Here is a 25,522-nt window from a genome sequence, read left to right as displayed (position 1 = left end):
CACTCTCGGGTGACTTCCCCCCGACACGTCTCGCACCTCAAATCCTGCCACAGCCCTCCCGAGCTGATCTGTGAGAGCGGCTCGAAGGGAACGATACAAATGATGCATATCATCAACGGGATGCAATCCATGCTCCATTTCCGTCGGGGACAATGTCATAACCAAATTGTTCGATATAGCGCGCTTCTCGAAAGAGGAATGATGCTCGATCCGCATTCGGGTCGTGCGTGAAGCGAATCGTCTTGCCGTCCATCAACGCCGCATCGAGGACAGGGCGGTTGAAGAAATTGAACATATCATCTGCGGAGAGCCCGAAGCCCCGGGTCCCTCGTTCCCACCCATCGTTGCCCATATCGAAGTAGGTGGAACCAGCGCGCCGAGCGACCTCGATGTAGGAGGTGTCGCTGCCTGCGACGTACCTCCCGAGCACCAACTCAGAGGCCTGCGCGTTGTGGACGGACGACGCACGCATCTCGGCATAGTCCGTTAGCGGAAGGGACGACGTGCCATTCTCGTGAGACCGAACCGCGTAGGGCGGGTCACCCAGTTCGATACGGATGTCCCGGGGAACATAGACGTCTACAGCTCCCACGGAGACCACACGTCCAAGAGCGGGCAATCGCTCCTCCCCGGGTTCGACGAGGTCGTCGGACAGGGTGGCTCCCTGGCTTTCGCTCGGCCCCACGGCGTCGTGTTCGTAGCCGCCGAAGTGACTGCCCGGGGTCGTTTCATGCGGCCCTCCCGCGTCCCCCGGGCTATGCTCAGCGCGGGCAGCCCCGACCGCCTCGACCGAATGGTCACGCGACGAAGAACTGTCCGCTGGCCCGAGAGTGTCCTGCACGATCGTGTCGACCACGGTCGGCGCACCGGCATCGGCGCGCACACCGCTGGCCGCGACGAGTTCGGGCTGGCGCGCCGGCATCCCCTCGCCCCGCAGGTCGAGAGCCCGCGAGTCGAGCGCCAGGTCCTCGATGCGCACGACGCCGTTCCCGTCGGTGCGAACCAGCTGATAGCGGATGTCGATGTCACCGTTCACGAGCCCACGCGCGATCGCGGGGTTGTCCGCGAGCCACTGCTGCAGCGTCGGATCGAGGCGGAACACCTCGTTGAAATACGCCGTCGAGCCCTGGGGAACCCGCGAGCCATCCGGAAGCAAGCGACCCGACGAGCTCAGGTCTGCCGTGCCTCCCTTCGCTTCCGCCACGATCAGCGTGGTCCCATCGCGGGTCAGACCGACCTGATCGAACTGACCCGCCGACGCTCCCCGACCATCGACCACGACATCCGCGCCCTGCGAACGGATGGCATCCCGAGCGCCCGCGTCGCCCATCGCCTCCGACGCGTTGACCTGCCCCACGAACGACTCGCGCTCGTTCCAGGCCGTCTCGCGCAACTCGCGAAGCGCATCGACGCGCTCGGCGACCTCGTCGGGTGTGAGCGAGCGGTCCTCTCGCACATCGTCGATCAGGTCGTCGATCGTCGTGTCGATCTTGCTCTTGGTCAGATCGGCCGGGTCGACCTCCACACCGAGATCGTTGAGCGCAGCGATCGCGGCGTTGCGGTCGGCCACTGCCTCGCGGCGATCGAGCACGGCCTGCTGGCGTGCGTCGACGGCGCTGTCGAACTCGGGCGACGCCTGGAAGTCGACATCGGTGTTGGGCGTACGGTTCGCCACCAGCGGGTCTACCGGAGCGCCCGGTCCGCCCGCATCGGGTCCTGCCTGCGAGCCATCGCCACCCGGCCGGTCACCCGGTACATCTCCGCCGGCCGACGGCGAGCCATCACCCCCACCACCAGGCACACCGCTCGGGCTGCCGGCGTCACCCTCGGGACCGCTCGACGAACCGTTCGGGCCTCCGCCCTCGGGAGCATTCGACGGTCCGTCGGGTCCACCCGTGGCATCGCCGACAACCGTCGCCGGAACGTCGGGGCGGCCGTTCGGCACGTCGGGACGCCCGTCGGGCAGATCGAGGTCGAGGTCGAGATCCCCGAAGTCGAGATCGATGTCGGTGTCGAAACGGATGACGGGAACGTCGAAGTCAGCCGCATCCAGGTCGACGTCCACGTCGGCATCCGCTCGGCCGGCGCGCCCCGCTTTGCCCACCTTGCCGATCTTCGAAACCAGCCCGACCACACCGATCGACGAGACCACGTTCAGCACGACATCCGTCGCCGCACCCTCCGGGTTCTCACCCCACCGGTCGTAGGCGATGAAGTCCTGGCCCACGCCCAGCCACGTTTCGCCGGCGTGACCCCAGTCGAACCACTGACCCGACTCGGGGTTGTACGTGATGAGCGACGCCATCCCGGTCCAGGTCTCGGCGAAGTTGTCCCACGTCCACGAGAAGTTGCCGTCCTCGTCCCACTGCATCCCGACGAGACCGGCGAGGTCCTGCCCGGCGCCGACGACCCAGCTGCCCGCCGCCTCCGCGCAGCTCTCGTCATCGGGATTCGCGGTGCCCCACGGGGTCGCCGCATCGTGCGGGATGCTGTCGACGCCGTACTGCCCGTTCTCGTACCCACCCTCGCCGGCGGTGAGCGCGGTGAGACCGTGCAGCGCGCGAAGCTCGGACGCGCACTGCCGCTCGGCCTCGTGCATCCGCTCGACGGCGTCGTTGAGCGCCTTGATGATGCGCTCGTTCTCGGCCACCAGCGCACTGTCGTCACGCCAATCGGTGCTTACGGGCGCGGCGCCGTATGCGTTCCACGACCCGTTGTACGAGCCGGTGGTCGTCGTCGTGCCGTAGATGCCCGTGCTCGTCGTGGTCGTCGTCGCGGGCTGCGGCGGCTCGTAGTTGTTGACGTTGTAGGTGTGGGTGGCGAGATCCGACTTCAACGTCGTCATCGTCGCCTTGATCTCGTCGGCGGTGTCTTTGAATGTCCGCAGGCTCCGCGCAGCCGATGCCGTGCGGTCCTTCACCGAGGTCGCCATGCTCCCCACCGGCGCCATGACGGCGATGAGCTCCGCATCACCTGGCCCCTTGTAGGCCGCGGAGATCGGCGCCCACGCCGAGACGGCCTGGGCGCCGTTCTCGCCCACGCCCGCTCCGAGCGCCTCGATGGCGGCGGCGGCCGTCTCGATCGACTCGGTGTTCATGTTGTTCAGCGGGTGAGCGCTGATGTCGGGCAGTTCGTGCTGTGCCATCGTCTCCCCCGGGTTCAGGCGTCAGCGAAGTACGAGAAGTCGCCGGACTCCGCGGCGTCGACGGCGTGCCCCTGAATGGTCTGGAGCATCTCGTCATCGGCGGTGCCGTAGGCCTGTGCGACCGTGGCGACACCGGCGAGGCTCGCCATGATGCGGTTGCCGATGCTCTCGATGACCGGCGCCTCGTTGCCGAGGAACTCGCCGAGCGCGCTCGCGACCCCCGGCGCGGGGACGCTCGCCACGTCCATGACTTGGCCCTCGAGAGCCTCGGTGTCGATGCCCTGCATCAGCTCGGCGGCTTCGGCCTGCACCGCGTTCACCACGGCCTGCACACCGGCCGGGTCGATCTCATACGACGACATGCTTCCCCCTGTCATGCAGAATGAGCGCCGCCGACACGCAGTCGGCGGCGCTCATACGTTCACGCGATGGCGTCGACCGCTGCCTTCGCCTTGCTCAGCGCGTTCTGCGCGGTGGCGTCGTTCTGGGTCATCGCCTGCTTGAGCGCCTGGACGATGTTCTTCGTGTTGTCGGAGATCGCGTTCCAGCGCTGCTCCTTGGCGAGGTAGGTCGCGTCGGCGCCGTCGATGCGGGCATCGGCCATGGCGGTCTTGACTTCCTTGTCACGCTCGGCGATGAGCTGCTCGAGGCGCGTCGCCACGGCGAGGAAGTTCTGCTGGGCGGACTCGGAGTCGCTGATGTTGAATGCGAGGCGGTCAGACATGTCGTGTCGCTTCCGTTCGTATCGATCGGGATGCCGCGCGTCAGGCGCGACCCGAGAAACCGGTGTAGTCCTGCGCGCCGTCGACGCTGCGGGTCTGGTCGGCCTGCTCCTGCACGCCCTGCTGCACGGAGGTGTCCATCCCGACCGACCCCTGCAGGATCGCGCCGAGCGCGCGGTTGATCTCGTTGGCGAGACCCTGCGCATTGGCCTGGAACAGGTCGAACACCTGGCGCGCCGGCCCCTGGAACGACTTCTCCACCGGCTCGGACGCCTGGGCGAGCTGCATGATGAGCGCCCCCAGGTTGTCCGACTGGGTGGAGGTCTGCTTGTTCAGGATGCTGAGCGTATCGGCGCCCATGTCGAACTTCGTGGCCATGACGGCTCCCCTCATGAGTCGTGGCGTGATGCAGCCCGCGGACCGGGCGACATCGTTACGGCATCGATGCTAAAGGGGCAGCGCGCTCAGGGCGACCCCGATGAGGGAACCTTCACGCAATTCACCCGATCGGGTGATGATCCGGCGCGAGTGTTACTTCTTCTTCCCCGCGGCGCGGCGAGCCGCACGGTTGCCCGCGTCGGCGGCATCCTCATCTGCGCCGGTCCGCTGACCGAACGCGCCACGCGGCGCGTCGGCGGGGGCGTCCTGCTCCGCGGCGTGCTGACGAGCCTTCGCCGTCGCGGTCTTCTGAACCTGGCCACGGTCGTTGCGCACCTCGACCTCACCCGAACCGGTGTCGCTCGGCGCGGAGTACTCGAGCTTCTGCGTCTCGACGGGCGTCGGAGTGAGACCCTTGGCGTCGACGTCGCCGCTCTCGGCGGAGCGCACCTCGACCTCGAGGTTGTAGAGGAAGCCGACCGACTCCTCCTTGATCTGGCTCATCATCGACTGGAACATCTCGTACCCTTCGCGCTGGTACTCGATGAGCGGGTCGCGCTGAGCCATCGCACGCAGGCCGATGCCGTCCTTGAGGTAGTCCATCTCGTAGAGGTGATCGCGCCAGCGACGATCGAGCACCTGCAGCACGACGCGGCGCTCGAGCTCGCGCATCGCGGGCTCCCCCAGCGCCTCCTCGCGGTTCTGGTAGGCGATCTTCGCATCGGAGAGCAGCTCGCGCTTGAGGACCTCGGGCGTGATCCGGCCCTTGTTCCCAGCCTCGGACACGACCTCGTCGATCGTGACGCCCACGGGGTAGAGCGTCTTCAGCTCGGTCCAGAGGGCGTCGAAGTCCCAGCTCTCGGTGTGCCCCGACGAGGTGTGGTCGTCGATGACGGCGCTGATGGCGTCTTCGATGAAGTGCTGCACACGCTCGGAGAGGTCGTCGCCGTGGAGCACCTGACGGCGATCGGTGTAGATCGCCTCGCGCTGGCGGTTGAGCACGTCGTCGTACTTGAGAACGTTCTTGCGGATCTCCGCGTTGCGCGCCTCGACCTGGGCCTGCGCGCTCTTGATCGCCCGCGACACCATCGACGACTCGATCGCGACGTCCTCGGGGAAGTTCGTGCGAGCCAGGATCGCCTCGGCCGCTCCCGACTGGAACAGCCGCATCAGGTCGTCCGTCAACGACAGGTAGAACCGGCTCTCACCCGGGTCGCCCTGACGGCCCGAACGACCGCGCAGCTGGTTGTCGATACGGCGCGACTCGTGACGCTCGGTGCCGAGCACGTACAGACCGCCGGCCGCCACGACCTTCTCGGCCTCTTCGGCGACGGTCTCCCGCACCGACGAGAAGACCTCGTCCCACGCGGCCTCGTACTCCTCGGGGGTCTCGACCGGGTCCAGACCGCGTGACTTCATCTCCTGAACGGCGAGGAACTCGGCGTTGCCACCGAGCATGACGTCGGTACCGCGACCGGCCATGTTCGTCGCGACCGTCACGGCGCCCAGGCGACCGGCGCGGGCGACGACCTCGGCCTCGCGCGCGTGGTTCTTGGCGTTGAGAACCTCGTGCTTCACGCCCTTCTTCGCGAGCAGGCGCGAGAGGTATTCGCTCTTCTCGACGCTCGTCGTGCCCACGAGCACGGGCTGCCCGCTCGCGTGACGCTCGACGATGTCCTCGACGACCTGCGCGAACTTGGCGGTCTCGTTCTTGTAGACGAGGTCGGGCTGATCCTTGCGGATCATCGGCTTGTTCGTCGGGATCGGGATGACGCCGAGCTTGTAGGTCGACATGAACTCGGCAGCCTCGGTCTCGGCGGTACCGGTCATGCCCGAGAGCTTGTCGTAAAGGCGGAAGTAGTTCTGCAGCGTGACCGTCGCGAGGGTCTGGTTCTCGGCCTTGACCGGGACGCCTTCCTTGGCCTCGATGGCCTGGTGGATGCCCTCGTTGTAGCGACGCCCGACGAGGATGCGGCCGGTGTGCTCGTCGACGATCATGACCTCGTCGTTCATGACGACGTAGTCGGTGTCGCGCTTGAACAGCGCCCGCGCCTTGATGGAGTTGTTCAGGAACGAGATGAGCGGGGTGTTCGCCGACTCGTACAGGTTGTCGATGCCGAGGTAGTCCTCGACCTTCTCGATGCCGGGCTCGAGCACGCCGACCGTGCGCTTCTTCTCGTCGACTTCGTAGTCCACGCCCGGTTCGAGGGTGAGCGCGACCCGCGCGAACTCGACGAACCACCGGTTGGCCTCGCCGGACGACGGGCCCGAGATGATGAGCGGGGTACGAGCCTCGTCGATGAGGATCGAGTCGACCTCGTCGACGACGGCGAAGAAGTGACCGCGCTGCACGAGGTCTTCGCGGCGCCACGCCATGTTGTCGCGCAGGTAGTCGAAGCCGAACTCGTTGTTCGTGCCGTAGGTGATGTCCGCGGCGTACTGCTCGCGGCGGATCTCGGGGGTCTGGCCCGAGACGATCGTGCCCGTGGTCATGCCGAGCGCTCGGTACACGCGCCCCATGAGCTCGGACTGGTACGAGGCCAGGTAGTCGTTGACCGTGATGACGTGGACGCCCTTGCCCGCGATCGCATTGAGGTACGCGGCGAAGGTGGCGGTCAGCGTCTTTCCCTCACCGGTCTTCATCTCCGCGATGTTGCCGAGGTGCAGGGCGGCACCACCCATGACCTGCACGTCGTAGGGCCGCTGCCCGAGGGTGCGCTTGGCGGCCTCGCGCACGGCGGCGAAAGCCTCCGGCATCAGCCGGTCGAGGGTCTCCCCGGCCTCGTGCCGCGCCCGGAGCTCGGCGGTCTCGTTCCGCAGTTCCTCGTCGGTGAGGTGGGCGTAGTCCTCTTCGAGCGCGCCGACGGCCTTGACGATCTGCTGCAGGCGACGCAGCACACGGCCTTCACCGGCGCGGAGCAGTTTCTCGAGAGGGTTGGCCACGTCGGATCTCCATCTGTCGGGTGCGCCGACGCCACGTCGGCCGCGCCCGCGCGCATGCACGGGCATATGGAGCCATGTTATCGGCCCGTGACCTTGGCGTCGCCTGCGAGTGGAGCGTGCGCCCCCGCCACTGCCGACCCGCGAGACCTAGGATCAAGACATGGCCGGATTCTGGGGCAAACGCAAGCGGGAACAGCAGGAAGTCGCCGACGCGGACGCGAATCTCGCTCGCGAGGCCGATATCGCCCTCGTCGGGGCGGACGAGCGCCTGCGCGTCACGAGCGACGAGATGGTGTTCGCCGAGGCCGAGCTCGGTGAGGAAGCGACCGCGCCGCTGCGCGAGGCCATCGCCGCGGTGCGCCACCACCTCGGCGAGGCGTTCCACCTCAAGCAGCTCAACCACGACGAGATCCCCGACACCCCCGAGGAGGTCCGCTCGCGCAACGCGCGCATCGTGCAGCTGTGCGAGTGGGCGCAGGACCTGCTCGACGACCGCACCTCCACGCTGTCCGAGGCGATCGAACGTGCGCGCCGCGCTCCCGAGATCCTGGCCGGCATCCGGGCCGACGTCGCCGCCCTGCGCGAGCGGGTCGAGCCCGCACAGGCCGTCATCGAGCGCGTGTCCAGCCGCTATCACCCCGACGCCCTGAACCGCGTGAGCGGCAACGCCGACGAGGCCGCCGGACTCCTGGAGTTCGCCGAGCACGGAGCGGATGTCGCCGAGCGCCGCCGCGCCGCCGGCGAGCGGGGCCCCGCGAACATCGCCCTCGAGACGGCGACCGAAGCGGTCCGCCGCGCACGCACCCTCCTCGACGCCGTCGACGACTTCGAGGTCGAAGCCCTGCGCGCCCAATCCACGCTCGCCGATGTCGTCGCCGACTCCCGCGACGACCTCGTGGTCGCGCGCTCGGCACCGCAGACACCGGCTGTCACGACCGCGATGGCCGAGCTGCAGCAGGCTCTGACCCGGGTCAGCCCCGCCGGCTCGAAGGGCGATCCCTTCGCCGAGCTGTCGATGCTGCGCGAGAAGAACGCGGCGCTGGACATCGCCGTCGACACCGCGCGTGAGCGCGCAGCCCGACCCGTCCCGCCCGAGAGCCACGTGCGCCACGCCATCGACGACGCCGATCGTCAGCTGTCGGTCGCGCGCAGCGTCATCGCCGGGCACCGCGGTTGGATCGGTGCGGACGCCCGCACGCGCCTCGCCGAGGCCGAGAGCCTGCGGCTCGGACTCGCCCCCGTGGGCCCGATTCCCGAGGACGACCGGGAGAAGGCCCTGGCCGACGCGCGGCGCTGCGCCGCTCTGGCCGGCGAGGCCCTCCAGCTCGCCCAGCGCGACATCGACGGCTCGCGTCCCGACGGCGGCTGGGGCGGACCCGGCGGTTACGGCGGCGGCTGGGGCGGTCGCAGCGGCGGCGGCGGCAACATGGTCGGCGGCATCCTCGGTGGCCTCGTGATCGGCAGCATGCTCGACGGCATGTTCGACTGACGCGGCGGCGCGAAGCCGAACGCGACGGGGGCGGATGCCGTGATGGCACCCGCCCCCGTGTCGTCCGCGCGATCAGGACGCCAGCTCGGCCTCCGGCGGAGCGGCCGCGGTGAGAGAGATGACGCCGTAGTCCCAGCCCTTGCGACGGTACACGACGCTCGGGTGGTCGGTGCGGGCGTCGATGAACAGGAAGAAGTCGTGACCGACGAGCTCCATGCGGTCGACGGCCTCCTCGACCGTCATCCATTCGGCGCCGAACTCCTTCGTGCGGATCACGACGGGGGTGTACTCCTCGTCGTCTGCTCCGTCTCCGACGATCGGCACCTCACCGGTCGCCACTGCTCGCAGCACTTCGACCGATGCCGGTTCGACATCGATGCCCGCCAGTGAGCCGGTGCCCTTGTCGAGCTTCGCTCCGCGCGGGTGGTTGCGCGCATCCACGCGCTTGTCCTTCGCGCGCCGCAGCTGCTCGACGAGCTTGTCGACCGCGAGGTCGAGTGCGACGAACTTGTCGCCGTCCGTGGCCTCAGCCCGGACGAGCGGTCCCTTTCCGGTGAGGGTCAGCTCGACGGTCTCGTCATCCATGCGCCCGTTGTGGTAGGCGCGATGCGTGACCTTGATGTCGAGGCGCTGCGCACGGGGTGCGAGCGTCTCGATGCGACTGGACTTCTCTTCAGCCACCGTGCGGAAGCGATCCGTGATCCCGACTCCCACGCCGACGATGCTGGTTTCCATCCTGACCTCCTTGCTCCGGTCCGCCCGGTTCAAGGGCGGACCTTCGTTCGCCTTGGTCTCCCCCACGCTACTGCCGTGAGCGACCGTTGTCACTCATGAACGCCGGGGAATATCTGCAGCGGCGTGTCGGCGAGTACCGCCGCACCCGTCACCCGCAGGCCCGCGGCGGTGAGCGTCCGCTGCGCCTCACGGAGCGTCGCGCCCGTGGTCATGACGTCATCGATGATGACGACCGAGCCCGTGCCCGGACGCGCGACGAACGAGCCGGCGACGTTGCGCTGCCGGTCGCTGCGTCCGAGCAGGCGCTGATCGGCGACGCGGCCGCGGGCGCGGAGCAACCGGGCGACAGGTGCGTCGCAGCGCCGCGCGAGCAGCTCCGGCACGGCATAGCCGCGGCGGCGCATCGCCGCGCGCGACGACGGGACCGGAACGAGCGCGACGTCGCTCCATCCCGCCGTCCGGATCAGCTGCGTCAGCAGCGCGCCGAGCGGGCGCACCAGTCCCGTTCGGCCGTCCTCCTTGAGCGCCCGGACGGCTCTGGCCGTCGCACCCTCGTACCGAGCTGCGCTCCAGACCTCGAGCCCCCGGGACTCGCGTCGGGCCGGCCGCGAGATCTCGGTCCGGCACGCCTCGCAGAGCGGACGCCCGGGCGCGTCGCATCCGGCACACCACACGGGCATGACGAGGTCGAGGGCGTCGGCGACGTGGTCCTGCCACGCCGGTCGAAAGGATGCGTGCGACGTCATCCACCCAGGATGGCGACGTCACAACGACGAGCCGCCGGCCGCACGTCCCCCTGTCGAGAGGGCGCCGTCACGGGAGGCTGGGGAGGATCAGCGCGGCGAGCCCTGCTGGGTGGCGAGCACGCGGACGCCACCGGCGACGGTCGGCCACGCCTGACCCTTCTGCGCGGAGAGCACGCCTTCTCCGTCGAGCAGGCGCACGGCACGCAACTGGTTCGTGGCCGCGATCGCCACCGCGTTCGCGGGTGCCGAGATCATCTCTCCGAAGCCGCCGACCGACTGCGAGATGACGACGTCGCCGTCGCCGTTCTCGGCGAGGACGGCGATGGTGGAACCGTCGACCCAGCTCGCGTCGAGGCCCGTGCCCGGCAGCTGCGCCACGGTCTCACGATCGCCGAGACCCACCGGGGCCCCGTCGTCGTCGCGCAGGATCCCGGCGATCCACAGTGCGGGACGGGATCCATCGCGCACCAGCGCCGCGATGCGCGTGCCGTCTCGGGAGACCTCGATGGTCGAGATCTGCGATGCGCCCGGCCAGGCGTTCGCGATCGAGACCACCGTGCCGTCGGCGCCGGTAGCCGTCAGGCCCGACGGCGCCCCGGCCGGCGCGCTCCAGATGAAGCCCTGCGGGTCGATGGTCGGGTCGATCAGGCCCGCGCGCTCGTCGACGACCTCGAACGACCCGTCGTCGCGTGCGCGCACGACGGCGCCGGCAGAGGTGCGGACGGCTGCGGCGCTGCGGTCCGCACTGACCTGTATCGACTCGGGCTCGAGCTGAGGGATCACGATGGACAGACCGGGCAGGGGCTCGATCTCCGATCCGGAGAGGAACCCGAACGCGTCCTCGGTCAGCACGACCGGACGCACGTCGACGCGGACCGGACGGACGTCCGCCGCCTGCGCCGCGACCGGCTCGCCGTCGACCGACATCTGAGCCCCGCGGATGCCGGCGGACTGCAGGCTCGCGTCGAGCTGCGCCTGCATCCGGTTCCGGATCTCGGGCACGATGGCCAGCGCGGACTGCGACAACGGCACCTGCGCCACGCCCGCCTCCAGCGGCACCGCCCGAGTCGCCAGCTCGAGGCTTTCGGGGAACGCGGAGTACACCGCGCCAGCCAGCCAGGGACTGGGGTCGCCGTCGATGAGCGCCTCGGTGATGTGGGTGGCGGCGTTGGTCGCGGGGAACCACCGGCGGTCGGGGACGAGGTACGACCATGAACGGTCGAAGTACATCACCGAGTACTCGCGGAACACCGCCTGGAACCGGGCGCGGTCGAGGACGACGCCGTCGGGGGCCTCGGAGATCCGCCACTCCCCGTCGACGTCGACGAGGGTGAAGTCCAGCGGCATCGACCCGCCGTCGGTCACCGAGAGCGCGCCCGTGGCGTCGACGGATGCCTCGGGTGTGATCGAGACCGTCACCGTCCCGTCACCGGCGACCGTGAACACCCGCTCACCCGGCAGGTCGATGGTGGCGCGGGCGGTGGGCTGCCAGGACGAGCGGAAGTCGGGCGTCAGGAACTGCCTCGCCGTCCCCCAGTCGTCGCGGGGACCCGACCCGGCGGCCAGGAATCCGGCGACGATCTGCTGCGGCGTGGCCCCCGGCGGCGGATCGTCGGGGAGGAACGAGAAGTCGACCGCTCCGGCCTCCTGGTCGATGGGGGCGCCCGCGACGACCGGGCCCGAGGTCGGCAGCCCGGTGCAGCCGGCGAGCAGGAGTGCGAGCAGCATCCCGACGACGGCGAGCGGGCGCTGACGCTTCACGACGTGCCTTTCGCGGGGCGGGGAAGGGAGATCGGCTGGGTGCGTCCCAGGTCGTCGAAGAGTACGCCATCCTCCCCCGGATCCACCGGGAGCGGGGAGTGCCCGTCGAGCGGCTCGCTGCGCCGCGGGATGGTGAGGACGAAGTTCGTGCCGCGCCCGAGCTCGGACCAGACCGCGAGCGTGCCGCCGTGCAGACGGGCGTCGCCGAGCGCGATCGACAGTCCCAGACCGGTGCCCCCGATCGTCCGCTTGCGCGACGGATCGGCGCGCCAGAAGCGGTCGAAGACCCGCTCGGCGTCGGCCGGCCGCATCCCGAGCCCGTAGTCCCGAACGCCGATCGCGACCGCGCGCGTGTCGCTGTCGACGCTCACGACGATGGGTCGCCCCTCGCCGTGCTCGATCGCGTTGCCGAGCAGGTTGCGGACGATGCGGCGGACCCGCCGCGGGTCCATCTCCACCGGCGAGTAGCCGCCCGGAGCCACCAGGCGCACATCGCTCCCGTGCTGTTCGGCGAGCTGGGCCATCGAGGCGATCACGTCCTCGGCGAGCTGCGTCATGCTCGTCGGCTCGCTCTCGAGCTGCACCGAGCCCGCGTCGTAGCGGCTGATCTCGAGCAGGTCGGTGAGGAGCACCTCGAACCGGTGCACCTGGTCGTGCAGCAGCTCCGCTGCACGCCCGGCGACCGGGTCGAAGTCCTCCCGCCGGTCGTTGAGCATGTCCGAGGCCAACCGGATGGTGGTCAGGGGGGTGCGCAGCTCGTGCGAGACGTCCGAGACGAAGCGCTGCTGAACCTGCGACAGCTCGGCGAGCTCTTTGATCTGCGACTCGATGCTGTCGGCCATCGCGTTGAACGACCGCCCGAGGGTGGCGAACTCGTCCTGGCCGCGCACCTGCAGCCGCACCGCCAGATCGCCGGCGGCCAGCCGCGAACTGCTCTCCGCGGCCTGGGCGATCGGCTCGGTGACCGAGCGCAACACGATCCACGAGATGGCCCCGATGAGGACGACGAGTCCCGCCCCGACGATCCAGAGGGTGATCTGCACGAAGCCGAGGGTCTGGGCCTCGCCCGCGAGGTCGTACCCGAGATAGAGCTCGTACGCACCGACCTCCGGCAGGACGATCTGCTGCCCCACCACGATCCCGGGTACCTGCCCGCCCCCCGAGACGGCGAAGCCGACGGGTTGCCACCACTGCAGCTCGTCGTCGCTCTGAACCTGTTCGCGCAGCTCGTCGCTGATGCGATCGGCCGGAAGGCCCGCCGAATCGAAGTCCTGCGGGGCGATGGCCGACGGCTCCGAGGAGATGCGGAAGGCCGCGATGCGATCGGTCGAGGACTGCCGCTGGATGGACGTGCGCACGCTCTCCATGAGGTTGTCGACGGCGACCACGTCTCCCCCGACCTCGGCCGCGTCGAGAGTGGACTGCGCCGACTGCGTCGCACGCTGAGCCTCGGCGAGCAGCTGCGAGGTGCGTGATTCGAAGAGGTCGTTCTGAATGGCGAGCGCCATCCAGACGAGCGCCACCGTGATCGTCAGCGCGGTTGCCCCGAGCGTGATCGCGACGGTGCGGAACCGCAGCGATCGCCGCCATGTGCGTGCGAGCCGACGCGCCCACGAGCGCCAGCCGTGGGTCGCGACCGTCGCCGTCGTGACGGTGCGGATGGGCATCGGCGTCTCAGATGACGGCGCCGGCGCGGTAGCCCACACCGCGCACGGTCGTGACGATGCGCGGGTTGTCGGGGTCGATCTCGACCTTGGCGCGCAGCCGCTGCACGTGGACGTTCACCAGACGCGTGTCGGCCTTGTAGTGGTAACCCCAGACCTGCTCGAGGAGCATCTCGCGGGAGAAGACCTGCTGCGGCTTCGAGGCGAGCGCGACGAGCAGCTCGAACTCGAGCGGCGTCAGCGCGATCACCTCGGAGCCGCGCCGCACCTCGTGCCCCTCGACGTCGACGACGAGGTCGCCGATGCGCAGCGACTCCGACGCCGCGGCGACGGCAGGACGCAGGCGCGTCCGGATGCGGGCGACGAGCTCCTTGGGGTTGAAGGGCTTGACGATGTAGTCGTCGGCGCCCGATTCGAGCCCGCGGACGACATCCGCGGTGTCGGTGCGCGCGGTGAGCATGATGATCGGCACCCCCGACTCGGCGCGGACCCGCGTGCAGATCTCGATGCCGTCGACGCCGGGCAGCATCAGGTCGAGGAGGATGAGGTCGGGCTTCTCGGTGCGCCAGGCCTCGACGGCCGCGGCGCCGTCGGCGCAGAACACGGTGTCGAAGCCTTCGGTTCGCAGCACGATGCCGATCATCTCCGCCAGTGCGGTGTCGTCATCGACCACCAGGATGCGAGAAGTCATGGGCGGCGTTCGTCTTTCGGCTCGGGCTCGCGCGACGTGCGCGTATTCACCGTACCCGACGCCCGGACGGTGGACTCCGGATGCCGTACCCGCGTGTGACACGATGGGGTGACCGAGCCGACTGTCCCAGGAGTGCATCGTGACGTCATACCCCGCGTGGACGCCAGCGCCGCGTCCGGGCATCATCCCGCTCCATCCGCTCTCGTTCGGGGTGATCCTGGGGCGTTCGTTCTCGGCTCTCCGGCAGAACCCCAAGGTGCTGCTGGGCTTCGCGCTGGTGGTGCAGACGGCCGCGATCCTGCTGGCGACCGCGGGCATCGTCGCGGTGGGCTTCGCGACCTTCGGCAGACTCGCCTCGCTCCGCCCGGGCACGGACGAGTTCGAGACGGTCCTCGCCGGCTCCATCGCGATCAGCGGGGCGACCGCTCTCGTGCTCTCGCTGGCCTCGGGGGCGCTCGGGGTGATCGTCCAGGGCGTAGTCGTCAGCGAGGTCGCACACGCCGTCGTGGCCGAGAAGCACACCCTCGGCGCGCTGTGGCAGCGGGTCAAGCCGGCGGTCTGGCGATTGATCGGGTACTCCGCTCTCGTCTTCCTCATCGTGAGCGTCGTCATCGGGGTGCTCGCCGCCGGCATCGTGGCCCTCGCGGTGAGCGTCGGCCCCGCGGCCATCATCCTCGCGGTCCTCGTCGCCCTCTCGGCCATCCCGCTCACCCTGTGGCTGAGCACGAAGCTGCTCCTCGTGCCCGCGGCCATCGTCCTCGAGCAGGCGACGGTGATGGGCGCCATCGCGCGGTCATGGCGCCTGACGCGCGGGCGGTTCTGGCCGACCCTCGGGATCATCGTGATCATCTCGATGAGCTTCGGCGTCCTGGCGCAGGTGATCAGCGTGCCGTTCTCCTTCGTCACGATGGGGCTCACCTCCGTCATCACTCCGACCGGTGACCCCGAGCCGGGTCAGATCATCGCCCTGCTCATCGGGACGCTGCTCGCCCAGGCCTTCGTCACTCTCATCCAGACGATCGCCGTCATCGTGCAGTCCACAGCGGGAGCCCTCGTCTACATCGACTGCCGGATGCGTCGTGAGGGGCTCGACCTCGACCTGTCGTCGTACGTCGACGAGCGCGACGCCGGCGTCATCGCCCCGCCCGACCCGTACCGCCGCAACGTCGGACGCGCGATGGACGCACGCTGGCAGCAGCCGACCGCCTACCCCGGCCCGCCGCCGGGGTACGGGTACCCGGGCCAGCCCGGCTATCCGGCGACGTACCCGACCGGGGATCCGGGAGCCCTCGCCTCCGGGGCTGCGGAAGCGCCGGCAGCGAAGGCTCCGGAGACGCCCGCGGCGCCCGCGGCGCCCGCAGCGCCCGCGGCGCCCGCGGATCGGCCGTCGTCGACCGAGTGGACCGCGCCCGGCTCCGAGCGCGCATGAGGTTCCTCGCCACGCCGGTCGCCCCCGATCCCGACGAAGCCCGCCGATGGGCCGAGGAGGAGCTGTCGAGGTCCGCCTACCGCGAGGCCGAGCCCACCCCGATCGACCGATTCGCTCGGAGTGTGGTCGACTTCCTCGCCGCGATCTTCAGCGGCCAGGTCCCGGCGACGGTCGGACCGTGGCTGGCCGCGGGAGCGATCGTCGTGCTTCTCCTGCTGATCGCCGTCGCCATCCTGATCTGGGGACGTCCGCGAGCGGTCGTGCGGTCGCGGAGCCACGTCGCGCTCTTCGGCGAGGACGAGGCGCGGAGCGCGGCCGAGCTGCGCGCCGACGCCGAGGATGCCGCCGGCCGAGCCGACTGGGACGAGGCGATCGTGCTGCGGGTGCGGGCCCTCGCGCGAGGTCTCGCCGAGCGCACGATCGTCGACCCGACTCCCGGCGCGACCGTGCACCGCTTCGCGGCCGACGCCGGGCGCGCCTTCCCCGCGGCACGCCTCGACCTGGAGAGCGCGGCCGACAGCTTCGACGACGTGCGATACCTGCGGCGCCCCGGCACAGCCGAGGGCTACGCCGCCGTCCGCGCCCTCGACGAGCGCCTGTCAGCCATGCGGGTCGAGGTTCCCGCGTGACCGGGGTGACCGGGGTGAACGCGGTGACCGCGGAACCGGCCGCGCCGCACGCACGCCGACGGCGAGCGCGTTCGGCCCTCGGCTGGGCGGGGCTGACGGCGGGTCTTCTCGTGGCCGGGCTCGCCGCGGCGGCGATCGCCGGCATCAACACGATGCCCGCGCAGGGCCTCCTCGACCCGGAGGCCGCGGGGCCGGACGGGTCGCGCGCGCTGGTCGAACTGCTTCGAGACCGCGGGGTCGACGTCGAGGTCGCGCGCGACCGCGCGAGTGCGCTCGCCTCCCTCGAGCGCGGCGACGCGACCCTCGCGATCGCCGATACCGCACCGCTGGACGATGACGACCTCGTCGAGCTCCGCGAAGCAGCCTCGGGGACCGTCCTCCTCGAACCGCGCACGCGCGACCTGCGCGTGCTGCTGGGCGAGGCGCGCAGCGCGGGTTTCGCCGACGGCTCGGCGGTCGCCCCCGCCTGCGACCTCGCGGCTGCCGCCGTCAGCGGACAGATCCGTCCCGGGGAGGTCTTCACGGGCGAGGGGACCGACAGTGCCTGTTATCCCGCGGCCGACGGCTACGGCGTGATCGCGTCCGGCGCCGATGCCGACCGCGTCATCGGCCTCGATGCGACCGCGCTCCTGGTGAACCAGAGCCTCGCCGAAGACGGCAACGCCGCGCTCGGACTGAACCTCCTGGGCTCGACCGGCACCGTCGTCTGGTACCTGCCGGCCATCGGCGACGGCTCCCTGACCGCCGCTCCCTCGCTCGGGGAACTGACCCCGCCGTGGGTGACCCCCGCCATCCTGCTGCTGATCGGTTCCGTGGTGGCCGCCGGTCTCTGGCGGGGCCGACGCTTCGGCCCGCTCGTGGCGGAGAACCTGCCCGTCACCGTCCGCGCGTCCGAGACGACCGAGGGCCGCGCACGGCTGTACGCCGCAGCCGCCGACCCCGTGCACGCTCTCGACCAGCTCCGCCGCGACGCCCTGCGCCGCATCGGGAGGATGCTGGGCCTCGGCGCAGCCGACGCCGGCGCGGTCGCCGACGCCGCCGCGGAGCGTCTCGGCGACGACCGCGCGCGTGTGCGCGGCATCCTGCTCGATGACCTCCCCCAGAACGATCGCCAACTCGTCGACGCTGCCGACCGCCTGCGCGAGCTCGAATCGGCCATCCTCCGAACCGTCCGTCCCGAAAGGAAAACCCCATGAGCGAGACCGCACCCGGCGACCTCCGAGATGCGATGAACCGCGTGCGGCTCGAGGTCGGCAAGGCCGTCGTCGGACAGGACGGCGCCGTGACCGGGCTTCTGATCGCTCTGCTCGGCCGCGGCCACGTGCTGCTGGAGGGCGTGCCCGGTGTCGCCAAGACGCTGCTCGTGCGCGCCTTCAGCCGGGCGGTCGGACTCGACACGGCCCGCATCCAGTTCACTCCCGACCTCATGCCCGGCGACGTCACCGGATCGCTGGTGTACGACGCCCGCACCGGCGAGTTCGAGTTCCGCTCCGGACCGGTGTTCACCAACGTCCTGCTGGCCGACGAGATCAACCGCACGCCGCCGAAGACCCAGGCGGCGCTGCTCGAGGCGATGGAGGAGCGCCAGGTCTCGGCGGACGGGGTCTCGCGGCCGCTCCCCGACCCGTTCCTCGTCGCCGCGACGCAGAACCCCGTGGAGCACGAGGGCACCTACACGCTGCCCGAGGCACAGCTCGACCGCTTCCTCCTCAAGCTCGTGATCGACGTCCCCGCCCGGGACGACGAGGTCGCGGTGCTCCGCCGTCACGCCGACGGGTTCCGTCCGGGGTCGCTCGAGACCGCGGGGGTGTCGGCGGTGGTCAGCGCCGCCGAGATCCGCGCCGCGCAGGAGGCTGCTGCCGAAGTCGAGGTGTCCGACGACGTGCTCGGCTATGTCGTCGACCTCGCCCGCGCGACCAGGCAGTCGCCGTCGGTGCAGCTGGGAGCGAGCCCGCGCGCCGCGACGGCCCTCCTCGCCGCGGCGAAGGCGTGGGCGTGGCTCGGCGGTTACCCCGCGATCACGCCCGACCACGTCCAGACGATGCTGGTGCCGGCCTGGCGACACCGCCTGCAGCTGCGTCCCGACGCCGAGATCGAAGGCGTCTCCGCCGACACGATCCTCACGTCGGTGCTCCAGCAGACCCGCGTCCCGATCTGAGTCGCCATGTACGTGTCCGGCCTGTTCGCCCTGCTCGTCGCCGTCGGCGTCGTGCCCGTCGTGCTCGCACCCGCCGCCGGGTGGGATGCCGCGTGGACGGCACTCGCCTGGGCAGGGCTCTGCCTGGTGCTCGCAGCGGTCGACGTCGTGAGCGCGGGACCGCTGGCATCCGTGGGGGTCGAGCGGCGCATCCCGGCTCGGGCACGATGGGGCGAGCCGGTGGCGACGACGATCCTGCTGCGCAACGGCGGCACCCGCCGCATCCGCGGACGTCTGCGCGACGGCTGGCAGCCGACGGCCGGCGCCGGGGAGGCCCGCGCCCACATCGACCTGCCGGCGGGAGAGCGACGCGCGGTCGAGATGCCGCTCCTCCCCCGTCGCCGGGGTGAGTTGCGGACGGCCTTCGTCGCGCTGCGCAGCCGGGGCCCGATGGGTCTGGCGGGCAGGCAGCGCGTCATCGCCGCCCCGGGCGCGCTCCGGGTGCTCCCTCCGTTCGCCTCGCGGCGCCACTTGCCCTCGCGGCTGGCCCGGCTCCGCGAGCTCGACGGCAACACCAGCGTCCAGGTGCGCGGACGCGGCACCGAGTTCGACAGCCTGCGCGAGTACGTCCGGGGGGACGACGTCCGCTCGATCGACTGGCGCGCCACCGCCCGGGCCGGAACGACGATGCTCCGCACGTGGCGTCCCGAGCGCGACCGCCACGTCGTCATCGTGATCGACACCGGCCGCACGAGCGCGTCACGTGTCGGTGACGGCGTGCGACTGGATGCCGCCATGGAGTCGGCGCTCCTCCTGAGCGCTCTGGCCTCCCGCGCCGGAGACCACGTCCACCTCCTCATGTTCGACCGCGCGCGCCGCGCCCGCGTCAGCCGTATCGACGGCCCGCGTCTGCTCCCCGCCCTCGTCGACGCGATGGCACCGGTCGAGCCGACGCTCATCGATACCGATTGGAGCGCCGTCCTGACGGAGGTCCGGGCACTGACCTCGCGCCCCTCGCTCGTGGTGCTGCTGACCGCGCAGGACGCCCCCGACGCCGCTCGCGGCTTTCTGGGGGCCCTCCCCTCTCTCACCGAGCGCGCGACCGTGCTCGTCGGCTCTGCGATGGACGCCCCCGCGCCGGCGCCGGCCGAGCGCGTCGCGGAGGACGTGTACCGCGAGGCGGCCATCGCCCACGCCACGCGCGACGCCGAGCTGGTCGCAGCAGCCATTCGACGCGCCGGCGGCGAGGCCCTGAGCGCCGCCCCCGACGCTCTGCCCCCGGCGGTCGCCGACCACTACCTGGCGCTGAAGGCCGCCGGCCGCCTCTGACCCGCTGGGCGCCGTGGCACCTGCCAGCCCAACGCTACGCCCCTGGCTCGCCTGGCAGTTGCTGCCCCTACCCAGCCCCACAAGGGGCCGCGACTGCCAACCCGAATCCGCACCGCCGGCTCACCTGGCAGTTGCTGCCCCTACCCAGCCCCACAAGGGGCCGCAACTGCCAACCCCAGCCCCACCTCCAGCCCAGACCCGGCGCGGCAGCAACGGCGACGGCCCGCCCCCGGGATGGGGACGGGCCGTGCGACGGATGCCGCGGGGTCAGCGCAGGTCGAACCGGTCGAGCTCGGTGACCTTGGTCCAGGCGGCGACGAAGTCGCGCACGAACTTCTCGCTCGCGTCGTCGGAGGCGTACACCTCGGCGATGGCGCGGAGCTCGGAGTTCGAGCTGAACAGCAGGTCGACGCGCGTGCCGATGCCGATCTCGGAGCCGTCGGCGTTCACGCCGCGGAAGGCGTGCGAGCCGGGGTCGAGGGGCTTCCACGTCGCGCCGAGGTCGAGCAGCTTGACGAAGACGTCGTTGCTCAGCACGCCCGGGCGCTCGGTGAAGACGCCGTAGGCCGAACCGTCGTAGTTCGCACCCAGCGCGCGGAGGCCACCGACGAGCACCGTCATCTCCGGAGCGCTCAGCGTCAGCAGATTCGCCTTGTCGATGAGGTGGTGCTCCGCCGGCAGAACCGCGTTCGGGCCGTAGTAGTTGCGGAACCCGTCGGCGGCCGGCTCGAGGTGGCTGAACGACAGCTCGTCCGTCTGCTCCGCCGTGGCGTCGGTGCGGCCGGGACGGAAGGGCACCGTCACCTCGACGCCGCCGTCGCGGGCGGCCTTCTCGACACCGGCGTTGCCCGCCAGCACGAGCAGGTCGGCGAACGAGACCTTCTTGCCGTCGGTGCGAGCGGCGTTGAACGACGCCTGCACGTTCTCGAGCACGCCCAGCACGCGCTGCAGCTGCGCCGGGTTGTTCGCCTCCCAGTCCTTCTGGGGCGCGAGACGGATGCGGGCGCCGTTCACGCCGCCGCGCTTGTCGCTGCCCCGGAACGTCGAGGCCGCGGCCCACGTCGTCGACACCAGCTCGCTCACGGTCAGCTCGGTCGCGAGGATGCGCGCCTTCAGGTCGGCGGCATCCGCGTCGTCGATCAGGTCGTGGTCGACAGCGGGCAGCGGGTCCTGCCAGATGAGCTCCTCCTGCGGAACCTCGGGGCCGAGGTAGCGAGCGATCGGACCCATGTCGCGGTGAGTCAGCTTGAACCACGCGCGAGCGAACGCGTCACCGAAGGCGACCGGGTCGTCCTTGAAGCGGCGCGAGACCGCGTCGTACGCGGGGTCCATCCGCAGTGCCAGGTCGCTCGTGAGCATGCGGGGCTCGCGACGCCCATTCGAATGCGCCATCGGCACCATGTCGGCGCCCCCGCCGTTGATGGGACGCCACTGGTGTCCGCCTCCGGGGCTGCGCATGAGCTCCCACTCGTAGGCGTAGAGGATGTGGAAGAACTCGTTGTCCCAGCGGGTGGGGTGGTAGGTCCACGTGACCTCGAGACCCGACGTGATGGTGTCGTCGCCGTGGCCCGTGCCGTGGTTGTTCTTCCAGCCGAGGCCCTGCTCCTCGATGCCCGCGGCCTCGGGGTTGTCCTCGAGGTTCGAGTCGGGTGCGGCGCCGTGGGTCTTGCCGAAGGTGTGGCCACCGGCGATGAGCGCGACGGTCTCCTCGTCGTTCATGCCCATGCGGCCGAAGGTCTCGCGGATGTCGCGCGCCGACTTCAGCGGGTCGGGCTCACCGTTGGGGCCCTCGGGGTTGACGTAGATGAGGCCCATCTGCACCGCGGCGAGAGGCTTCTCGAGGTCGCGGTCGCCGGAGTAGCGCTCGTCGGCCAGCCACGTGGTCTCGGGGCCCCAGTACACGTCGTCGTCCGGCTCCCAGACGTCGGGACGTCCGCCGGCGTAACCGAAGGTCGAGAAGCCCATCGACTCCAGCGCGACGTTGCCGGCGAGGATCATGAGGTCGGCCCACGAGATCGACTGGCCGTACTTCTTCTTGACGGGCCACAGCAGTCGGCGGGCCTTGTCGAGGTTGACGTTGTCGGGCCAGCTGTTCAGCGGTGCGAAGCGCTGCTGACCGGCACCGCCGCCGCCGCGACCGTCGGTGACCCGGTAGGTGCCGGCGGAGTGCCAGGCCATGCGGATCATGAGCGGGCCGTAGTGCCCGAAGTCGGCCGGCCACCAGTCCTGCGAGGTGGTGAGCGCCGCTTCGATGTCCTTCTTCACGGCGGCCAGGTCGAGCGACTCGAAGGCGGCCTTGTAGTCGAAGTGCTCGCCGACGGGGTTCGCCACGGCGGGGTTCTTCTTCAGGATGCGGAGGTTCAGCTGGTTCGGCCACCAGACGTGGTTGGCGTTGCCCACCGTCGGATGGGGCTGTCCGCCGTGCGAGCCGTGTCCGGTGCCCTGCTCGGCGCCGCCGTGGATGATGGGGCATCCGCCGGCGTCGTTGGAACGCGGACGGGTCTCGCCGTCGGCGCGCTCGTCCTCGGGCGTGTCGATCGGAGTGACCGCCTGATCGGTGTCGGTCACGTTCTCGCCGATGGGCGCGGACTGCGGGTCGCGATCGCTCATGGGGATCCTTCCGTTTGGGGGTTTTCGGGAGAGAGGAAAGTCAGGATGCGGCTGTGGCCGAGGTCGCGGCAGCGGCGCACGCCGCGCACCGGCCCCAGTAGGTGACCTCGGCGGAGGCGACCTCGAAGCCGTGGTCGTCGGAGGGGTGCAGGCACGGGGCGTGCCCGACGGAGCAGTCGACGTCTTCGACGCGGCCGCACCCGGTGCAGACCAGATGGTGATGGTTGTCGCCGACGCGCAGCTCGAAGAGCATGGAGCGGCCGGCGGGCTCGATGCGGCGCGCGAGGCCGGCGTCGGCGAAGTCGTTCAGGGCGTTGTACACCGACTGTCGACTGGCCTGCGGCATCCGGTCGACGACCGCGGCATAGACGTCGTCGGCGCTGGCATGCGGGCGCGAGTGCAGGGCACCGTAGACGGCGACGCGGGACTCGGTGACGCGCAGTCCGAAGGCTCGGATGGCCTCGGGAGCGGTCGTGATCGTCATGAGGCGATCCTAGCGAGTAATTTTGATGAGATCAAAACAGGGCGTTCGGGACGCCGCTCACCCGGCGACCAGGCGAGGAGTCCCGGCCTCGTACTCAGTGAGGTCGCCCGTCTCGCCCCGGCGCGCGGCGACGCGCCCGAGCCCCAGCATGTAGGCCAGGAAGACCCCGAGCGCGAGCGCGCCGATGCCGATCTTGACCGGCCACGGCCAGGGCTGCGCCGTCACAAATCCTTCGACGAGCCCCGCGAGGGCGAGCGCCAGGATGAGCCCGATCGCGACCGTCGCCAGCGAGCGGCCCGCCGCCGCGAGCGACTCTCCCCGGCTGCGACGCCCCGGCGCGATCCATGCCCAGAAGATGTGGAGCCCGGTCGCACCGGCGACGAAGATGCAGGTCAGTTCGAGCAGGCCGTGCGGCGCGATGTGCAGCAGAAACACATCGCCCCGGTCGAACGAGATGAGGATGGCCGCAGCCTGGCCGATGCTGACGGCGTTCTGCATCAGCACCATCACGGGCCAGAGTCCGGTAATCCCGAACAGGACGCACTGCGCGGCGATCCAGGCGTTGTTCGTCCAGACCGTGCCTGCGAACACGGCCGCGGGGTTCTCGCTGTAGTACGCCGTGAAGTCGTTCTCGGCATACTGCTCCAGCTGCGCTTGCGAGCCCAGGGCGGCCACGGCCGCCGGATCACCCGAGACCCAGAACGCCACGAGGGCGGCGACCGCCACGAACGCCGTCGCGACCGCGAGCGTGGTCCACCGGACGCGATAGAGCGCCGCCGGGAGCTGCTGCAGGAAGAACCGCGGCAGTTGCCGCATGACGTTCTCCGGCGCTCCGGTCAGCCGCAGGCGTGCCCGCGACAGGATCATCGAAAGCCGGTCGCCCTCGACGCTGCGGCCGGCCGAGGTCTTGATGTCGGCGAGATCCGCCGAGGCGGCACGGTAGCGGGTGACGAGCTCATCGACGTCGTCGCTCGAGAGCCGCCGAGCGCGGCCCAGCGCGTCGAGCCGATCCCACTCGGCGCGACGCGCAGCGACCAGGGCGTCGAGGTCCATTTGCTTAACTGTACCCATGACGACGCCCGCTCCCCCGGTGCAGATCCGCCAGGACGAGATCCTCACCGGCGAGGCGGTCGCGCTGGATGTGCAGCCGCTGGGCTTCTTCCTCCGCGCCCTCGGCGCGCTCATCGACGTCCTGTGCAGCGTGGCGCTCCTGCTGCTGTTCTACTTCGTCGGCGGCTTCGTCGTACGCGGGATCGGGCTCGACGCACTCTCGCCGATTCTCGTCATCTCAGCGCTGGTGCTCGTGCTCGTCGCCATCCCCACCGCGGTGGAGACCTTCACGCGCGGCCGCAGCCTCGGCAAGCTGGCCGTCGGAGGGCGCATCGTCCGCACCGACGGCGGTGCGACCGGCTTCCGTCAGGCGTTCATCCGTTCGCTGGTGGGTGTGCTCGAGATCTGGTTCACCTTCGGGGCCCTCGCCGGCGTCGTTGCGGCGTTCACCCCGCGCTCGACGCGGCTCGGCGACATGATGGCCGGAACGTACTGCGAACGCACGCGCGCGCCGCGCCTGCCCGAACCCGCCGGGCCCGTCCCGGCTCAGCTGCAGGAGTGGGCGCAGCTCGCCGACGTCGCCCGGCTGCCCGACCGCGTCGCCCGCCGGGCCTCGCAGTTCGCGCGTTCGGCGGAAGGCATGGATCCGGGGGCGCGGATGCGTGCGGCGGCTACGATCGCAGCCGAGGTCACTCCGTACGTCTCACCCGTGCCCGAGGCTGATCCCGAGACGCTCGTCCGTGCGGTCGTCGCTCTGCGGCGCGACCGCGAGTACACCGCGATCCTGCGCGTCGACGATCGCGCTCGCGCCCTCGTCGGCACGGCTCACGAGACGCCGCGCGGGTTCCCGGTCAGACCCGCAGGGTCTCGTGCCGGATGACGACCCATCCCTTGGGGACCGAGAGCCGCTCCGTGTGAATGGCGCAGAGATCGTGCGCGTGCGGATCGGTTCCGCCGCCGAGAGGGCCGAGAGCGGCCATCTGGTCGCCGTAGTCGAAGGTCAGGGTCGTCACGGCCTCGCGGGCGCAGCCCACCTTCGAACACAGTCTCTCGCGCATCGTGTCCACGCTAATGCCGCGCGCGATCGGAGCCCGGATGCCGCGCCGGAACGCCCCTGCCCCGCCGCATAGGATGGCCTCATGATCCGGCGTCGTTCTCGAGCCGTACCGCCCCGGCGGAATCGGCCGTCCCGGCACGGTCGTCACGGCCGCGACGACCGCAGTCCGGTCGTGCGGCCTCCGCTTCCCCCTCTCGAGACCCGCTCGGAGCGTTTCGACCTCTCCGTCGGCACGGCTGCGGAGTTCCTGCGCAGCGCGTGGCCGGAGTTGCGAGAAGTCCGGTTCGAGGTCGCCGGCATGCCGACGGCGAGCGACGAGGACGGCATCCCGCGCTGGCGCGTCTTCGCCGAGGAGAAGCGGATCGTGCTCTACCGCCTGCCGATCGAACGCTTGAACCGGCTGCACCGCAACGACGACCTGCACCGGCGGATGATGGTCGAGAGCTGCGTCTTCCGCGCCGCGGCCGAGTACCTCGACCGCGACCCATGGGACCTCGGTCCCGACCGGTTCCGCTTCCTCTGA

At 70.6% G+C, this 25,522-nt stretch carries 22 protein-coding genes; 8 read left to right on the top strand and 14 right to left on the bottom strand.

The features are described 5' to 3' along the window. Positions 1-112: 112 nt before the first annotated feature. The 5 genes from ACPYN5_RS01945 to secA all read right to left on the bottom strand — a co-directional run bounded on the left by ACPYN5_RS01945 (position 113) and on the right by secA (position 7,188). Positions 113-3,145 (bottom strand): hypothetical protein, encoded by a 3,033-nt coding sequence (locus ACPYN5_RS01945; protein WP_424447299.1) that lies wholly within the window; start codon positions 3,143-3,145, stop codon positions 113-115. Positions 3,146-3,159: 14 nt separating this feature from the next. Continuing rightward, positions 3,160-3,507, bottom strand: coding sequence for a DUF6507 family protein (locus ACPYN5_RS01940; protein ID WP_424447298.1), 348 nt, complete (start codon positions 3,505-3,507; stop codon positions 3,160-3,162). Between the two features lie 59 nt (positions 3,508-3,566). Then, positions 3,567-3,869 carry a hypothetical protein gene (locus ACPYN5_RS01935; protein ID WP_094260116.1) on the bottom strand — a complete coding sequence of 101 codons (303 nt, stop codon included), beginning with the start codon at positions 3,867-3,869 and terminating at the stop codon, positions 3,567-3,569. A 40-nt stretch (positions 3,870-3,909) separates the two neighbouring features. Then, positions 3,910-4,245, bottom strand: coding sequence for a hypothetical protein (locus ACPYN5_RS01930; protein WP_094260117.1), 336 nt, complete (start codon positions 4,243-4,245; stop codon positions 3,910-3,912). A 153-nt stretch (positions 4,246-4,398) separates the two neighbouring features. Beyond that, on the bottom strand, positions 4,399-7,188 hold the full coding sequence (secA, locus tag ACPYN5_RS01925; RefSeq protein WP_424447297.1) for a preprotein translocase subunit SecA: 2,790 nt from the start codon (positions 7,186-7,188) through the stop codon (positions 4,399-4,401). Positions 7,189-7,348: 160 nt separating this feature from the next. Between secA and ACPYN5_RS01920 the strand changes: the two genes are divergently transcribed. Then, entirely contained in the window at positions 7,349-8,677 is a 1,329-nt protein-coding gene (locus tag ACPYN5_RS01920; protein WP_424447296.1) for a hypothetical protein, read from the top strand. Positions 8,678-8,749: 72 nt separating this feature from the next. On the opposite strand, the gene hpf is transcribed toward ACPYN5_RS01920, so the two are convergent. From hpf to mtrA, 5 genes are all read right to left on the bottom strand, one after another. Beyond that, a complete protein-coding gene (hpf, locus tag ACPYN5_RS01915; protein ID WP_424447295.1) occupies positions 8,750-9,412 on the bottom strand; it encodes a ribosome hibernation-promoting factor, HPF/YfiA family in 663 nt (220 codons plus the stop codon). Between the two features lie 89 nt (positions 9,413-9,501). Then, the gene (locus tag ACPYN5_RS01910; protein WP_424447294.1) at positions 9,502-10,158 is read right to left on the bottom strand and encodes a ComF family protein; all 657 of its coding nucleotides are present in this window, start codon (positions 10,156-10,158) and stop codon (positions 9,502-9,504) included. A gap of 87 nt (positions 10,159-10,245) precedes the next feature. Further along, the gene (locus ACPYN5_RS01905; protein ID WP_424447293.1) at positions 10,246-11,919 is read right to left on the bottom strand and encodes an LpqB family beta-propeller domain-containing protein; all 1,674 of its coding nucleotides are present in this window, start codon (positions 11,917-11,919) and stop codon (positions 10,246-10,248) included. Beyond that, the gene (mtrB, locus tag ACPYN5_RS01900; protein ID WP_424447292.1) at positions 11,916-13,586 is read right to left on the bottom strand and encodes an MtrAB system histidine kinase MtrB; all 1,671 of its coding nucleotides are present in this window, start codon (positions 13,584-13,586) and stop codon (positions 11,916-11,918) included. The genes ACPYN5_RS01905 and mtrB overlap by 4 nt, the downstream gene beginning before the upstream one ends. 7 nt (positions 13,587-13,593) lie before the next feature. Beyond that, entirely contained in the window at positions 13,594-14,274 is a 681-nt protein-coding gene (mtrA, locus tag ACPYN5_RS01895; protein WP_424447291.1) for an MtrAB system response regulator MtrA, read from the bottom strand. Between the two features lie 139 nt (positions 14,275-14,413). Here mtrA and ACPYN5_RS01890 point away from each other — a divergent pair, with 139 nt between their 5' ends. Genes ACPYN5_RS01890 through ACPYN5_RS01870 form a run of 5 tightly spaced genes read left to right on the top strand, consistent with a single transcriptional unit; the run spans position 14,414 to position 19,798 of the window. Beyond that, positions 14,414-15,703, top strand: a complete 1,290-nt coding sequence (locus ACPYN5_RS01890) for a DUF7847 domain-containing protein (protein ID WP_424447290.1) — start codon at positions 14,414-14,416, stop codon at positions 15,701-15,703. Continuing rightward, on the top strand, positions 15,700-16,332 hold the full coding sequence (locus tag ACPYN5_RS01885) for a DUF4129 domain-containing protein (RefSeq protein WP_424447289.1): 633 nt from the start codon (positions 15,700-15,702) through the stop codon (positions 16,330-16,332). The genes ACPYN5_RS01890 and ACPYN5_RS01885 overlap by 4 nt, the downstream gene beginning before the upstream one ends. Next, a complete protein-coding gene (locus tag ACPYN5_RS01880; RefSeq protein WP_424447288.1) occupies positions 16,329-17,528 on the top strand; it encodes a DUF4350 domain-containing protein in 1,200 nt (399 codons plus the stop codon). Before ACPYN5_RS01885 ends, ACPYN5_RS01880 begins: the two co-directional genes overlap by 4 nt. Beyond that, a complete protein-coding gene (locus tag ACPYN5_RS01875; protein WP_424447287.1) occupies positions 17,525-18,490 on the top strand; it encodes an AAA family ATPase in 966 nt (321 codons plus the stop codon). The genes ACPYN5_RS01880 and ACPYN5_RS01875 overlap by 4 nt, the downstream gene beginning before the upstream one ends. Before the next feature lie 6 nt (positions 18,491-18,496). Further along, positions 18,497-19,798 carry a DUF58 domain-containing protein gene (locus ACPYN5_RS01870; protein ID WP_424447286.1) on the top strand — a complete coding sequence of 434 codons (1,302 nt, stop codon included), beginning with the start codon at positions 18,497-18,499 and terminating at the stop codon, positions 19,796-19,798. Between the two features lie 267 nt (positions 19,799-20,065). Here the strand turns inward: ACPYN5_RS01870 and katG are convergent, their stop codons facing one another. The 3 genes from katG to ACPYN5_RS01855 are packed head-to-tail and all read right to left on the bottom strand — an operon-like array spanning position 20,066 to position 23,945. Continuing rightward, positions 20,066-22,408, bottom strand: coding sequence for a catalase/peroxidase HPI (gene katG, locus ACPYN5_RS01865; protein WP_424447285.1), 2,343 nt, complete (start codon positions 22,406-22,408; stop codon positions 20,066-20,068). A 40-nt stretch (positions 22,409-22,448) separates the two neighbouring features. Further along, positions 22,449-22,892 (bottom strand): Fur family transcriptional regulator, encoded by a 444-nt coding sequence (locus ACPYN5_RS01860; protein ID WP_424447284.1) that lies wholly within the window; start codon positions 22,890-22,892, stop codon positions 22,449-22,451. 57 nt (positions 22,893-22,949) lie between these two features. After that, the gene (locus ACPYN5_RS01855) at positions 22,950-23,945 is read right to left on the bottom strand and encodes a stage II sporulation protein M (RefSeq protein ID WP_424447283.1); all 996 of its coding nucleotides are present in this window, start codon (positions 23,943-23,945) and stop codon (positions 22,950-22,952) included. A gap of 16 nt (positions 23,946-23,961) precedes the next feature. Here ACPYN5_RS01855 and ACPYN5_RS01850 point away from each other — a divergent pair, with 16 nt between their 5' ends. Then, positions 23,962-24,822 carry an RDD family protein gene (locus ACPYN5_RS01850; RefSeq protein ID WP_424447282.1) on the top strand — a complete coding sequence of 287 codons (861 nt, stop codon included), beginning with the start codon at positions 23,962-23,964 and terminating at the stop codon, positions 24,820-24,822. Here the strand turns inward: ACPYN5_RS01850 and ACPYN5_RS01845 are convergent. Further along, positions 24,794-25,000: a DUF3499 family protein gene (locus ACPYN5_RS01845; RefSeq protein WP_036305938.1), complete on the bottom strand. Its 207-nt coding sequence runs from the start codon at positions 24,998-25,000 to the stop codon at positions 24,794-24,796. The genes ACPYN5_RS01850 and ACPYN5_RS01845 overlap by 29 nt on opposite strands. Before the next feature lie 171 nt (positions 25,001-25,171). On the opposite strand from ACPYN5_RS01845, the gene ACPYN5_RS01840 reads away from it, so the two are divergent. Beyond that, on the top strand, positions 25,172-25,522 hold the full coding sequence (locus ACPYN5_RS01840) for a metallopeptidase family protein (protein WP_424447281.1): 351 nt from the start codon (positions 25,172-25,174) through the stop codon (positions 25,520-25,522).

The sequence above is a fragment of the Microbacterium arborescens genome (assembly GCF_049707515.1).
GTDB classification, from domain to species: Bacteria; Actinomycetota; Actinomycetes; order Actinomycetales; family Microbacteriaceae; genus Microbacterium; species Microbacterium arborescens_B.
This window is presented reverse-complemented; position numbering and strand designations above follow the sequence as displayed.

Bases quoted from the DNA above. Each gene is read 5' to 3' on its own strand.
- ACPYN5_RS01945 (WP_424447299.1), bottom strand. From the start codon at position 3,145: ATGGCACAGCACGAACTGCCCGACATCAGCGCTCACCCGCTGAACAAC.
- ACPYN5_RS01940 (WP_424447298.1), bottom strand. From the start codon at position 3,507: ATGTCGTCGTATGAGATCGACCCGGCCGGTGTGCAGGCCGTGGTGAAC.
- ACPYN5_RS01935 (WP_094260116.1), bottom strand. From the start codon at position 3,869: ATGTCTGACCGCCTCGCATTCAACATCAGCGACTCCGAGTCCGCCCAG.
- ACPYN5_RS01930 (WP_094260117.1), bottom strand. From the start codon at position 4,245: ATGGCCACGAAGTTCGACATGGGCGCCGATACGCTCAGCATCCTGAAC.
- ACPYN5_RS01920 (WP_424447296.1), top strand. From the start codon at position 7,349: ATGGCCGGATTCTGGGGCAAACGCAAGCGGGAACAGCAGGAAGTCGCC.
- hpf (WP_424447295.1), bottom strand. From the start codon at position 9,412: ATGGAAACCAGCATCGTCGGCGTGGGAGTCGGGATCACGGATCGCTTC.
- ACPYN5_RS01910 (WP_424447294.1), bottom strand. From the start codon at position 10,158: ATGACGTCGCACGCATCCTTTCGACCGGCGTGGCAGGACCACGTCGCC.
- mtrB (WP_424447292.1), bottom strand. From the start codon at position 13,586: ATGCCCATCCGCACCGTCACGACGGCGACGGTCGCGACCCACGGCTGG.
- mtrA (WP_424447291.1), bottom strand. From the start codon at position 14,274: ATGACTTCTCGCATCCTGGTGGTCGATGACGACACCGCACTGGCGGAG.
- ACPYN5_RS01885 (WP_424447289.1), top strand. From the start codon at position 15,700: ATGAGGTTCCTCGCCACGCCGGTCGCCCCCGATCCCGACGAAGCCCGC.
- ACPYN5_RS01875 (WP_424447287.1), top strand. From the start codon at position 17,525: ATGAGCGAGACCGCACCCGGCGACCTCCGAGATGCGATGAACCGCGTG.
- ACPYN5_RS01870 (WP_424447286.1), top strand. From the start codon at position 18,497: ATGTACGTGTCCGGCCTGTTCGCCCTGCTCGTCGCCGTCGGCGTCGTG.
- katG (WP_424447285.1), bottom strand. From the start codon at position 22,408: ATGAGCGATCGCGACCCGCAGTCCGCGCCCATCGGCGAGAACGTGACC.
- ACPYN5_RS01860 (WP_424447284.1), bottom strand. From the start codon at position 22,892: ATGACGATCACGACCGCTCCCGAGGCCATCCGAGCCTTCGGACTGCGC.
- ACPYN5_RS01855 (WP_424447283.1), bottom strand. From the start codon at position 23,945: ATGGACCTCGACGCCCTGGTCGCTGCGCGTCGCGCCGAGTGGGATCGG.
- ACPYN5_RS01850 (WP_424447282.1), top strand. From the start codon at position 23,962: ATGACGACGCCCGCTCCCCCGGTGCAGATCCGCCAGGACGAGATCCTC.
- ACPYN5_RS01845 (WP_036305938.1), bottom strand. From the start codon at position 25,000: ATGCGCGAGAGACTGTGTTCGAAGGTGGGCTGCGCCCGCGAGGCCGTG.